Below are 12,699 nucleotides of genomic sequence, written 5' to 3'. Positions count from 1 at the left end.
AGTTGTGGCGATATCCAAGTAAAACCAATAAATAGCGGCCGCGGCTCAATCTTCGGGGAGAGGCGTTTCATTGGCCGCAACTGGCGCACGTATCGGAAGATCTGGTTCGACCGCAACTGTGAGCCGTCGACTTCCCGGCGAAGGCGGTCGGCCGGACGTGGGATATCACCGGCGCGATCGAGCGCGGAGCCAATGTCGGAGATCGCATCCCGGCTTAGACAGCGCAGGCGATGGTCAGGCGCCGGACGCGATCTGAGCTGAAGCGCCGCCCAACTGTTGGCGTCCCCATATCAATTGGGGTATAGCATAGCCAACGCTTGGGGCGTTCGGCGGAAGGAATCGATGATGGGCGCGACGGAGAGCAAAGCCGCAGGCGACGGGTCGCGGGCCCTGTCGAAAAGCATTGGCGACGATGGCTGCCGGAGCGATCCGGCTCCGCTTTCGGCTGCGGAATCAATGCGCGTCGAACAGGCGATCGCCGCATGCGTCGCTGATTTTTATGGGCAGGCGCGTAACGACGCTATGCTCGGGCCGGTCTTCAATGCCGCCGTCGCCGATTGGGACGTTCATTTGAAAATCGTCGCCGATTTCTGGTCGCACGCGCTGTTGAAGACGGAACGGTACAAGGGTTTTCCCTTCCCCGTTCACACACAATTGCCGCTGAAGCCGGAGCATTTTCCGCGCTGGCTCGAACTGTTCGAGGAAAGCGCGCGCAAAACCCTGCCCGCCGATCTCGCGGAAGCGGCGCTGGCGCGGGCGCGCCACATGGCGCAGAGCTTCATGGCCGGAATATTTCCGTTCACGGACAAGGACGGCAAGCCCGCGCGGCGGCCGGGCTGAGCCTACAACGGCACGCGCACCGTCGCCCGCAGGCCGCCCATAGGACTGTCCGAAAGCTGGATGTCGCCGCCGTGCGAGCGGGCGATGTCGAGCGCGATGGCAAGGCCAAGGCCGGTGCCGGCGATATCCTGATTGCGCGCCTCGTCGATGCGGAAGAAGGGGCGAAACACATCTTCGCGCGCCGAGGCGGGAATGCCGGGCCCGTCGTCGTCGACATGGATGATCAGGAAGCGACGGTCGCGGACGGCCTCGACCGCGACATGCTTCGCATAATTCTGGGCGTTGCCGATGAGGTTTGCAAGGCAGCGCTTGAAGGCGTCGGGCCGCAGGGTGACGATCGGCTCGCCGCTATAGGCGATGGCGACGTCGCGCCCCTCGCGCTCGGCGTCAAAGCGCAATTCCTCCAAAAATTCGATCATGTCGATTTTTACCGCGCGCTCGCCGGCGGCCCCGCGCGCGAAGGCGAGATAAGCCTCCAGCATGCGCTGCATCTCGGCGACGTCCTTTTGCAGCTCCTGCGTTTCTTCGCCGTCGGGCATCAGCGCCAGCGAGAGCTTGAATCGCGTCAGCACGGTACGCAGATCGTGGCTGACCCCGTTCAGCATGGTAGTGCGCTGTTCGATCGCCCGTTCGATGCGCCGCTTCATCTCGATGAAGGCGAAGCCGGCCCGACGCACCTCTCTTGCCCCGCGCGGCCGGAATTCCGGATCGCGGCCTTTGCCGAACTCCTCCGCCGCGCCGGCGAGCGACAGGATCGGCTTGATCTGGTTGCGCAGGAAGAACCCGGCGACGACGATCAGCACGAAGGAGGTGCCAACCATCCACAACAGGAAGATGTAGGAGTTCGAGGCGTAGGCGGCGCTGCGGAAGGCGACGATGCGCAAGATGGCGTCGTCGAGCAGGATGCGGATCTCGATCAGATCGGAGCGCCCGACCGTGTCGAGCCAGAACGGCCGGCTGATCTGCTTGCGGATCTCGTTCGAGAGCGCGGCGTCGACGATGGAGAAGAAGGGTTTGGGCAGCGTCGGCGGCAGCGGGCCCTTGGGCAGAAGCTCGGCGTCGATATTCAGCCGGTCCTGCGCAATCCGCATCAGCTTTTCATCCTCGCCGGGAAAGGTCTGATGCAGGTCGATCAGCGCGGCGATATCCTGCGTCAGCGCCGTCGACAGCCGGTTGGTGACGAGCTGCCAATGGCGCTCCATGAAGACATAGGTCAGGACGCATTGCAGAATGATCATCGGCAGGATGACGATCAGCGCTGCGCGGGCGTAAAGGCCCTGCGGCAGCAGCTTCGTCACGCCGCGCCAAAATCCCCGCCACCATAGACGGGGGCGCTCGAGCGAAGGGCTGAGTGAAAGGCTCAAAGCGCGTAGTCCTGGCTGTTGCCCGCGCCGCGGCGGCGAAGCGGGGATCCCCCGGCCTCAATATAGCGATTGCGGCCGTCTCGCCAGCGGGCGCGTCAGCGGTCGACCAGCAGGCGGTATCCCGCCCCCCGCGCGGTCTGCAGATGCAGCGGATTGGCGGGATCGCGCTCGATCTTTCGGCGCAGGCGATTGACCTGCACATCGACGGTGCGTTCATTGCCTGCAGCGCCCGAGCCGGCCAGCGCCTCGCGCGGCACCGTCTCGCCGGCGTGTTCCGCAAGCAGCCGCAGCATCTCGCGTTCGCGGTCGGTCAGCCGGACGACCTCATCGCGCTGGCGCAATTCACCGCGATCGAGATCAAAGCAGAAGTCGGAGAAACGCACCTGCGTCACCGGCCCAGGCGCGGTCTTCGGCTGCGCGCGGCGCAGGATCGAGGCGATCCGCAGCGCCAGTTCGCGCGGCTCATAGGGCTTGCCGAGATAATCGTCGACGCCGGTCTCAAAGCCGCGCACCCGGTCGTCGGTCTCGGTGCGGGCGGTCAGCATGAGGATCGGCACATGGCCGAGGTCGCTGGCGTCCTGACGCAGCCTGGTGGCGAAATCGAAGCCGTTTTCGCCGGGCATCATTACGTCGAGCACGATGAGGTCGAAGGTCAGGCTTTTCAGGCAGGCCATCGCCTCCGCGGCGGTTCCGGCCGTGGTGACGCGGTAGCCCTGATCGGTCAGGAAGCGCGACAGCAGCGCGCGGATGCGGCGATCGTCGTCAACGACGAGAAGATGCGCCGCATCATCGGCCGGGGCGGCGTTGCCGGCCTGTTCCTCTGCGTTCATGTCGCCCTCTCGCGGCCTCGGGCGCCGCGCGGATCCGCGGGGCCGACGAGCGCTTCGACCTTGCGCCGCTCGCTTGGATCGATCATCGCCAGCAGCAGGGCGCGCGCGTCGTCCCGCGCGCCGTCCGGCAAAACAGCGAAGATGCGGGCAAAACGCTTCGACTGCAGCCGCGCCACGTCGCGCGCGAGCGCCTCGCCGCGCGGGCTCGGGAACAGTCGGCGCTGACGGCGGTCGCTCTCGCCCGGGACGGCGGCGACATAATCCTCATCGAGGAGAACCTTCAGGACGCGATTGAGGCTCTGTTTGGTGATCTTCAGAATGTCGAGCAGTTCGGCGATGGCGAGCCCAGGGCGGCGGGTCACGAAATGCAGTACGCGATGATGCGCCCGGCCAAGGCCGAAATTTTCGAGCAGATGGTCGGCGTCGCCGATGAAGTCGCGATAAGCGAAAAACATCAATTCGATCAGCTCGAAGTCAGCTTCGCCTCGCGGCTTTTGTTCGCAAGGGGCGACAAGCGCGCCTTCGCCCCAAATATCCCGCAGCGCAGAGTCCACGCCGACTCCCTGGGTTCGAACGCGATCAAATCCTCGCGGGACCGATCATGCGCTCTTTGAAATCTCACGTGTTAGGCATGCCGCTTTTTTGGAAAGTCCGCAACTCTCTGGCAGGGTCTCTCGATGCGGGCGCGGTGTTTTCGCCGATTCGGCAAGTCAATGAGATGGACGAGTCGCCTGCGGCCATGACCGCCCGTCGGCGGCAAATGGGCAAAACAGCCGCGCTGGCGCGGCGCCGCCTAAATACGATCGATCACGTTACATTTCACGAAATTGCATTTTCGGATAATGTGCTCTTTACTTTTGCCGCGATGGTGGAACAAAGCCCTTTCGGCGCGGGCGCTGAGGCTCACGGTTTCGTAGCGCGCGGACGCTTCGCTGCGGCTGCGCGAAAGGATTTGAGGAATAACGATCAATGTCGGTTTTGCCCTTCGATCAGCGCGACGGATTCATCTGGCTTGATGGCGATTTCGTCCCCTCCGCGGACGCCAAGCTGCATGTCCTGTCGCATGGGCTGCACTACGCCTCCTGCGTCTTCGAGGGAGAGCGCGCCTATGGCGGCCGCATTTTCAAATCGACCGAACATTCCGAGCGGTTTCGCGCCTCGGCGGATCTGCTCGATTTCAAAATTCCCTATTCCGTCGCCGAGCTCGACGAAATCAAGCAGCAGATCGTCACGCGCAATAATTTTACCAATTGCTATGTGCGTCCGGTCGCCTGGCGCGGCAGCGAGATGATGGCCGTCGCGGCCCAGCACTCGACCATCCATGTCGCCATTGCGGCGTGGGACTGGCCGAGCATGTTCGACATCGCCACCAAGATGAAGGGGATCCGGCTCGATATCGCCGAATATCGCCGTCCCGACCCTCTGACCGCGCCATGCCGCTCGAAGGCGGCTGGCCTCTACATGATCTGCACCATCTCGAAGCACCGCGCCGAGCGGCGCGGCTACGCCGATGCGATGATGCTCGACTGGCAGGGGCGCGTCGCGGAATGCACCGGCGCCAACATCTTCTTTGCGACGAACGGCGTCCTGCATACGCCGATCGCCGATTGCTTCCTTGACGGCATCACGCGACGCACCGTGATCGATCTCGCCCGCCGGCGCGGGATCGAAGTCGTCGAGCGCCGCATCATGCCCGAGGAGCTGACAGGGTTCGAGGAGTGCTTCATCTGCGGCACCGGCGCGGAAGTCACGCCCGTTGCCGAGATCGGTCCTTACAAATTCACTCCGGGCGCGATCGCCCGCGCCTTGATCGACGATTATTCCGCCGAGGTGCAGCCGAAGCAGAAGGCGGCCTGATCCGGTCCGCCGGCGCTTCTCAAGCTTTTTGAACCGCCAGCGATATCGGAACAGCCGTTTTGTCGCGCGCGCAAGCGGCAGCTGCGCGCCACGGCTGAAGCGGTGGCTTTAAAGGCGCGCCCGCGATGATCGCCAGCGCAACACATCATTCCTATCCGGAAACCTTGCGATGAGTTCGTTCCAGGCCTCGACGGCTCAGCTTTATGGTTTGCTTCATGTTGCGGACGCCGTGGGGGCGCATGCCAATCTGAGCGCGAAGTCGGGCGATCCGATCGACATTTATCTGAAATGCGCCGCTCTCTGCGCCGCCTCCGTTGCTACGGCCGGGGGATCGTTCGCGCTCATCACCAATCATGCCGCGCGCCTTGCCGCGCGCTGCAAGGCGCTCGGCCTCGATCATTTGCAACTGCGCGAATATCGCTTTGTCTGGCCGGTCCCGGAGGGGGTCGCCTTTTATTCGGCCCATTACAAGCTGGAGCTGATCGAAGCCTTCGCGACCGGCGCGTTCGGCGTGCGCGTCGGCCTGATCGACGTCGACACCGTGCTGCAGAAGGCTTTCGATCTGCCGGATATCGCGGAGGGCGCGCTCGCCATCTATGACATTACCGACATCGAGCGCGCCTCCTACGGAACGGACCGTATCCGGCAGGATATCGAGACGGTGGCGGGGAAGAGCTTTCCCGACGCGCGATGGTATGGCGGGGAATTCATCATCGGCGATCCGCGCGCCTTCGCAACGCTTGCGCGCGCGGTCAAATCCTGCTGGGGGAATTACACGCAGGCGATCGGCAAGCTGCACCATGTCGGCGATGAGGCGGTCGTCTCGGCGGCGATCAATCTCGCCCGGCTGGAGGGGTTTGCGACCGTCAACGCCGACCGCGGCGGAGGGGTCGCCCGCTGGTGGACGGCGCGCACCGAAGCGCCGGTCCGCCGTTTTCGCGAGATTGAAAACCGCAGCCTGCTGCATCTTCCGTCCGACAAGGAGTTTCTGGCGGCTTATCCCTGCGCAGGCTTTGACGGCGCGCGCTTTGTGTCCGCCTATCGCTCCTATGCGGGACGCAAATTGCGCCTCCGGCGTCTCGCCAATTTTGTCGCCGGCTTGCTCGGGCGCGGCAAATATGTGGCGCGGCTGGACTGATCTGGCGGGCTTCCCCGACGTGCGGCCCAATTGATAGAAGCCGTTCGGCAGCCAGCCGTGAAAGGGCGTATTGCGGCAATGGCCCCATGGTCCGCGCCCGGCGCCCGGGCCGCGGTTCTGCGCGGGGGAAGTCGGTGGGTCGATCCGCCGTCAGGAATGAATCTGGCGCTTCTCGACGGCGAGCGCCGCTTCCCGCACGGCTTCCGAAAGCGTCGGATGGGCGTGGCAGGTGCGCGCCAGATCTTCCGATGAGCCGCCGAACTCCATCAGCACGCAGGCTTCGGCGATCAGTTCGCCGGCCCCCGCGCCGACGATATGGACGCCGAGAACGCGATCGGTCGTGGCGTCGGCCAAGAATTTGACGAAGCCGTCGGTCTGGCGCATCGCCCGCGCCCGTCCATTGGCGGTAAAGTTAAATTTGCCGACCTTATAGGCGATCCCCTTGGCGTTGAGGTCTTCCTCGGTCGCGCCGACCGCGGCGATTTCCGGCGAGGTGTAAACCACCGAAGGAATCACCTCGTAATTCACATGGCCGTGCTGCCCAGCGATGATCTCGGCGGCGGCGATGCCTTCGTCCTCGGCCTTATGGGCCAGCATCGGCCCGCGCACGACGTCGCCCAGAGCGTAGACGCCGGGAATATTGGTGGCGAAATGGTCGTCGATAACAATTCGGCCGCGCTCCAGCGCGACGCCGATCTTGTCGAGGCCGAGCCCTTCCGTCACCGGGCGCCGTCCGATCGCAACGAGCACGACGTCGGCTTCGAGCGTCGTGGAATCGCCGCCGGCGGCCGGCTCGATCGTGATTTTCAGACGTTCGCCTTTCTCGACCTTCGTCACCTTATGGCCGAGCTGGAAGGTAAAACCCTGTTTCTGCAGGATGCGCTGGAATTGCTTGGCGACTTCCGCGTCGATCCCCGGCAAAATCCGGTCCAGAAATTCGACGACGGTCACATTGGAGCCGAGCCGCCCCCATACCGAGCCGAGCTCGAGGCCGATGACGCCGGCGCCGACGACGAGCAAATCCTTCGGCGGCTGCTTCAGGCTGAGCGCGCCGGTCGAGGACACAATGGTCTCTTCGTCGATCTCGACGCCCGGGAGAGGCGCCACATCCGAGCCCGTCGCGATCACGACGTTTTTCGCCGCAAGCGTCTGCTGACTGCCGTCCTCGGCGGTGACCTCGACCGCGATGGCCCCTTCGGCCGCGCTCGTGATCGCGCCGACGCCGAAAAAGGATTCGATCTTGTGTTTCTTGAACAGGAAGGCGATCCCGTTGACGTTGGCGGCGACGGTGTCGTCCTTGTGCTTCAGCATCGCCTTGAGATCGAGCGCAGGTTTGCCGACAACGACGCCGAGCGCGGCGAGATGATGAGCGGCCTCCTCGAATTTCTCGGAGGCGTAAAGCAGTGCCTTTGACGGGATGCAGCCGATGTTGAGGCAGGTGCCGCCAAACGTCTTGGTCTTGCGCTTCTCGACGACGGCGACCTTCAGCCCAAGCTGGGCGGCGCGGATGGCGCAGACATAGCCGCCAGGGCCGGTTCCGATGACGATGAGATCGTAAGACATGGAGCCTCGCTAGAGCATCCGCCCGAAAAGCTTAAGGCCTTTTAGACGAAGCGAATGCGTTGAAACAACGGGTTAGAGCATGATCCCAGAAAGCGGCTGGCTTTTTGGAGAGAATTATCCGGCAAATAATACTTGGAGCGGAATGGAAAGAAGAGCGAGAGCCAAGCGCGGCGGACGCCCGGGAGGGCGTCTTTTTCCTATGCCGCGCCAGCGTTCTCCGTCATATGGGCGTCTAAATGTCGAGCACCAGCCGGGCCGGATCCTCCAGCGCTTCCTTGACGCGCACGAGGAAGGTCACGGCCTCCTTGCCGTCGACGACGCGGTGGTCATAGGAGAGGGCGAGATACATCATCGGCCGGATCTCGACCTTGCTGCCGATGGCCATCGGACGCTCCTGGATCTTGTGCATGCCAAGGATGCCCGACTGCGGCGCGTTGAGGATCGGCGTCGACATCAACGAGCCATAAATGCCGCCATTGGTGATGGTGAAGGTGCCGCCCTGCATCTCCTCGATCTTGAGCTGGCCGTCGCGCGCCTTCTTGCCATAGGCGGCGATGGCTTTCTCGACCTCGGCGAGACCGAGCCCGTCGGCGTCGCGCACCACTGGCACGACGAGGCCCTTGTCCGAACCGACGGCGATGCCGATGTGGTAGTAATTCTTGAAGACGAGGTCGTCGCCGTCGATCTCGGCATTGATCGAGGGGATCTCCTTCAGTGCGCCGACGCAGGCCTTTACGAAGAATCCCATGAAGCCGAGCTTCGAGCCGTGCTTCTTCTCGAACACATCCTTGTATTTCGCGCGCAGCGCCATGACCTCGGTCATGTCGACCTCATTGAAGGTCGTCAACATCGCCGCCGTGTTCTGGGCGTCCTTGAGGCGGCGCGCGATGGTCTGGCGCAGGCGCGTCATGCGCACGCGCTGTTCGCGATCGGCGTCGGCGGCGGGTGATGGCGCTCTCGCCTGGGCGGGGCTGGGCGCCGCCGCGGGGGCAGGAACGGGCGCCGGGCTCGTGGCCTTGGCCAGCACATCGCCCTTCAGAACCTGGCCGCGCACGCCAGAGCCCTCGATGGCGCCGACATCAAGGCCCTTGTCGGCGGCGATTTTCGCCGCGGCGGGCGAGGGCGGCATGATCGGCAGGCTGCCGTCCGGACCTGGCTTGACGGCTGGCGCGGGCGCCTTCGCCTCGGCCGCTTCGGGTTTGGCCTCGGCTTTGGGCGCTTCGGCCTTTGCCGTTTCAGCCTTCGGCGTCTCGGCCTTGGCGGGAGCGGCGCCGGAGTCGGCGATCTGCCCGAGCAAAGCGCCGACGGAAACCGTGTCGCCGTCCTTGACGATGATTTCCGCAAGCACGCCGGCGGAGGGGGCGTTGACCTCGAGCGTCACCTTGTCGGTCTCGAGTTCGAGCAGCGGCTCATCGGCCTTGACCGCGTCGCCCGCCTTCTTGAACCAGCGCCCGATCGTCGCTTCACTGACGGATTCTCCCAAGGTCGGAACTCGGATTTCGATCGTCATTTGCCTACGCCCATGCCTTGCTGTCGTCCGGCGGCGCGCGTCGCGCGAGCGGAAGATATGTTGAGGAGAAGGCGCGGACCGCTCGATGGCGAGCGGCCGCGCCGGGAAAGTCGCGCGGGAGCGTTTTCTGACCAAATGAACTCATTTGGCCACAAGAAATCGCTCCAGATCGGTCAGGGCCCATAGACGTCGTCCATAAAGGCCTTCAGCTGCGCCAGATGCTTTGACATCAGCCCGGTCGCCGTCGCCGCCGACGCCGGCCGTCCGGCGTAGCGTGGCCGCGATGATTTGCCCCCGACCTGTCCAAGCACCCATTCGAGATAGGGATCGACGTGGTTCCAGGCGCCCATGTTCTTGGGCTCCTCCTGGCACCAGAGCACCTCGGCCTGCTTGAAGCGCGAGAGCAGATTGACCAGCGCCTTCAGCGGGAAGGGGTAAAGCTGTTCGACCCGCAGCAGATAGACGTCCTCGATCTCGCGCTTCTCGCGCTCTTCGAGGAGGTCATAATAGACCTTGCCGGTGCAGAGCACGACGCGGCGGATCTCGGCGTCCGGCTTGATCTTGTATTCTGCCGGGAATTTCTCGCCGTGATCGCGCAGCACGCGGTGAAACGAGGAGCCGATGATCATTTCGTCGAAACTCGAGACGGCGCGCTTGTGGCGCAGCAGCGACTTCGGCGTCATCAGGATCAGCGGCTTGCGGAAATCGCGCTTCAGCTGGCGGCGCAGAATGTGGAAATAATTCGCCGGCGTCGTGACATTGGCGACCTGCATATTGTCTTCGGCGGTCATCTGCAGGAAGCGCTCGAGCCGCGCCGAGGAATGCTCCGGCCCCTGTCCCTCATAGCCATGCGGCAGCAGGCAGACGAGGCCGGACATGCGCAGCCATTTGCGCTCGCCGGCGGAGAGGAACTGGTCGAACAGCACCTGCGCGCCATTGGCGAAATCGCCGAACTGCGCCTCCCACAGCACCAGGGCGCTGGGCTCGGCGAGAGAGAAGCCATATTCGAAGCCGAGCACGGCCTCTTCGGAGAGCATCGAATTGATGACCTCGTAATGGGCCTGTTCGTCGCGGATATGGTTCAGCGGCACATAACGCGCTTCCGTCTCCTGATCGTTCAGGACGGAATGGCGCTGCGAAAAAGTGCCGCGTTCGCTGTCCTGGCCGGAGAGGCGAACCGGATGGCCTTCATCGACAAGCGTGCCGAAAGCGAGCGCCTCGGCCATCGCCCAGTCGACGCCCTTGCCCGTTTCGACCATCTTGCGCCGGTTGTCGAGCAGGCGGGCGACGGTTTTATGCGCGGTGAAGCTCGCGGGAATGGCGCAGAGCCGTTCGCCGATCTCCTTGAGGCGCACCGGATCGACGCCGGTGCGGCCGCGCCGGTCGTCCTCGCCGGCGATCGCCGGCTTTAAGCCCGACCAGCGGCCGTCGAGCCAGTCGGCCTTGTTCGGCTGATAGGCGTTGCCGGATTCGAATTCGACTTCGAGGTGACGGCGCCAGTCGGCCTGCAGTTGATCGACTTCGCCCGGCGCGACGACGCCCTCGGCCAGAAGTTTTTCGGCGTAGATGTCGAGCGTCGAGCGATGCGCGCGGATCTTCTTGTACATGATCGGCTGCGTGAAGCTCGGCTCGTCGCCTTCATTGTGGCCGAACCGGCGGTAGCAGAACATGTCGACGACGACCGGCTTGTGAAATTTTTGCCGGAATTCGATAGCGATCTTGGCGGCGTAGACCACCGCCTCGGGATCGTCGCCGTTGACGTGGATGATCGGCGCTTCGATCATCTTCGCCGTGTCGGACGGATAGGGCGAGGAGCGCGAATAGCGCGGCGAAGTCGTGAAGCCGATCTGATTGTTGATGATGAAATGGATCGAGCCGCCGGTGCGGTAGCCTTTGAGCCCGGACAGGCCGAAGCATTCGGCGATGACGCCCTGGCCGGCGAAGGCCGCGTCGCCATGCAGCAGCAACGGCAGCACGCGGGTGCGGTCGACGACGTCATGCAGCTGGTCCTGCTTGGCGCGCACCTTGCCCAGCACGACGGGATCGACGATCTCGAGATGCGATGGGTTGGCGGTCAGCGACAGATGCACGGAATTATGGTCGAACTCGCGGTCCGAGGAGGCGCCGAGATGATATTTGACGTCGCCTGAACCCTCGACCTCGTCGGGAGAGGCCGAGCCGCCCTTGAATTCATGGAAGATGGCGCGATGGGGCTTCGCCATGACTTGCGAGAGCACGTTGAGCCGGCCGCGATGGGCCATGCCGAAGACGATCTCGCGCACGCCGAGCGCGCCGCCGCGCTTGATGATCTGCTCCAGCGCCGGAACCAGCGATTCGCCGCCATCGAGACCAAAGCGCTTTGTGCCGGTATATTTGACGTCGAGGAATTTTTCGAAACCCTCAGCCTCGATCAGCTTGTTGAGGATCGCCCGCTTTCCCTCGCGGGTAAAGGAGATCTCCTTGCCGGGCCCCTCGATGCGCTCCTGCATCCAGGCCTTTTCGGCCGGATCCGAGATATGCATGAATTCAAAGCCGATGGTGTCGCAATAGGTGCGGCGCAAAATCGGCAACATTTCGCGAATGGTCGCAAATTCCAGTCCGAGCACATGATCGAGGAAGATCTTGCGGTCGTAATCGGCCTCGGTAAAGCCGTAGGTCGCCGGATGCAGCTCCTCGGTGACGTTCGGGCGCTGCAGCCCGAGCGGGTCGAGATTGGCGTGCAGATGGCCGCGCATGCGATAGGCGCGGATCATCATCAGGGCCCGGACCGAATCGCGCGTCGCGCGCTGGACGTCGGCGCCCGAGGTCGGAACGGCCCCCGGCGCGGGCTCCGCCGCGGGGGCGGGTTTCGCCCCAGGCGCGGCTTTACCGTCGCGCGACGCGGGCTTTTGCTCCTTGCCCCAGTCGCCGTCGAGCGCTGAAATCAGCTCGCCATTGGCCGCGATCGGCCAGTTCTTCGATTGCCAGCTCGGCCCGTTGGCGCTGGTCTCGACCGCGTCGCGGTCATCGTTCAGCTGCGCGAAAAAGGCGCGCCACTCGGGATCGACCGAACCCGGATCGGCGTCATAGGCCGCCTGAAGCTGTTCGACATAGGCGGCGTTGCCGCCATAAAGGAAGGAAGATTGCAGGAATTCGGCGTTGGGCGCGGAGCGGGCAGGCCCCAAGCCCCCTGCCGAACCCCCTGGCGAGCCTCCCGCCGATCCATTCGATTCTGTGCCGTTCTGGCGCGCCATTCGCGTCGTCCCCGAAATGCGCTCCGCCTCTGGCCGCCAGGCCCCGCGACAGCGCGTGAGCCAAGGCGGCGGGCGAATGCGCGTCTGATCATCAAGTCCTGCGGCCTATCTGACCGCGGGCCGCTACAGGTCGAAATCAATTCAACGTCAGGCGCCGCAGGGCCGCCATAGCTTCTTGAAGGAGCCGCGAGCCGCAAGGGCGCGCCCGCCCGATCTGTTCCGAATAATTCTGGATTGGTCCGAAACCATCGATGCGATCGATTTCAAGCGTTTAGAACTAAATGCGGGCAGAAAACCAGTTCCTAGCCTTCCCCCGGCTAACGTAGTCTTACCAAAGCCTTGCGGGCGGCGCCATACCGCGTTT

General features: G+C 64.0%; 9 protein-coding genes and 1 pseudogene. 3 read left to right on the top strand and 7 right to left on the bottom strand.

Features of this window, described 5'->3' with window-relative positions; all coding sequences use genetic code 11:
- The first annotated feature begins 345 nt into the window (after positions 1-345).
- Entirely contained in the window at positions 346-840 is a 495-nt protein-coding gene (locus CR492_RS13690; RefSeq protein WP_348626721.1) for a group III truncated hemoglobin, read from the top strand.
- Between the two features lie 2 nt (positions 841-842).
- Here the strand turns inward: CR492_RS13690 and CR492_RS13685 are convergent, their stop codons facing one another.
- The 3 genes from CR492_RS13685 to CR492_RS13675 all read right to left on the bottom strand — a co-directional run bounded on the left by CR492_RS13685 (position 843) and on the right by CR492_RS13675 (position 3,588).
- Entirely contained in the window at positions 843-2,138 is a 1,296-nt protein-coding gene (locus CR492_RS13685; protein WP_245412083.1) for an ATP-binding protein, read from the bottom strand.
- A 161-nt stretch (positions 2,139-2,299) separates the two neighbouring features.
- Positions 2,300-3,034 carry a response regulator transcription factor gene (locus CR492_RS13680; protein WP_102844303.1) on the bottom strand — a complete coding sequence of 245 codons (735 nt, stop codon included), beginning with the start codon at positions 3,032-3,034 and terminating at the stop codon, positions 2,300-2,302.
- Entirely contained in the window at positions 3,031-3,588 is a 558-nt protein-coding gene (locus CR492_RS13675) for a MarR family winged helix-turn-helix transcriptional regulator (RefSeq protein ID WP_102844302.1), read from the bottom strand. The genes CR492_RS13680 and CR492_RS13675 overlap by 4 nt, the downstream gene beginning before the upstream one ends.
- A gap of 415 nt (positions 3,589-4,003) precedes the next feature.
- Between CR492_RS13675 and CR492_RS13670 the strand changes: the two genes are divergently transcribed.
- Together CR492_RS13670 and CR492_RS13665 are read left to right on the top strand one after the other, a co-directional pair.
- A complete protein-coding gene (locus CR492_RS13670) occupies positions 4,004-4,891 on the top strand; it encodes a branched-chain amino acid aminotransferase (RefSeq protein WP_102844301.1) in 888 nt (295 codons plus the stop codon).
- 169 nt (positions 4,892-5,060) lie between these two features.
- Positions 5,061-6,029: a hypothetical protein gene (locus CR492_RS13665; protein ID WP_102844300.1), complete on the top strand. Its 969-nt coding sequence runs from the start codon at positions 5,061-5,063 to the stop codon at positions 6,027-6,029.
- Between the two features lie 30 nt (positions 6,030-6,059).
- Here CR492_RS13665 and CR492_RS21525 read toward each other — a convergent pair.
- The 4 genes and pseudogenes from CR492_RS21525 to CR492_RS13650 form a co-directional block, all read right to left on the bottom strand.
- Positions 6,060-6,137 (bottom strand): annotated as a pseudogene (locus CR492_RS21525) (GCG_CRPN prefix-to-repeats domain-containing protein); the annotation flags it as partial.
- Between the two features lie 42 nt (positions 6,138-6,179).
- Complete coding sequence (gene lpdA, locus CR492_RS13660) at positions 6,180-7,592, bottom strand: dihydrolipoyl dehydrogenase (protein WP_102844299.1); 1,413 nt, start codon at positions 7,590-7,592, stop codon at positions 6,180-6,182.
- Between the two features lie 232 nt (positions 7,593-7,824).
- Positions 7,825-9,102 (bottom strand): 2-oxoglutarate dehydrogenase complex dihydrolipoyllysine-residue succinyltransferase, encoded by a 1,278-nt coding sequence (gene odhB, locus CR492_RS13655; RefSeq protein WP_102844298.1) that lies wholly within the window; start codon positions 9,100-9,102, stop codon positions 7,825-7,827.
- Positions 9,103-9,275: 173 nt separating this feature from the next.
- Entirely contained in the window at positions 9,276-12,335 is a 3,060-nt protein-coding gene (locus tag CR492_RS13650) for a 2-oxoglutarate dehydrogenase E1 component (RefSeq protein WP_180982548.1), read from the bottom strand.
- Between the last annotated feature and the right edge of the window lie 364 nt (positions 12,336-12,699).

The organism is Methylocella silvestris (genome assembly GCF_002891535.1).
GTDB classification, from domain to species: Bacteria; Pseudomonadota; Alphaproteobacteria; order Rhizobiales; family Beijerinckiaceae; genus Methylocapsa; species Methylocapsa silvestris_A.
The sequence above is the reverse complement of the archived record's forward strand: the minus strand, read 5'-3'. Positions and strand labels throughout refer to the sequence as shown.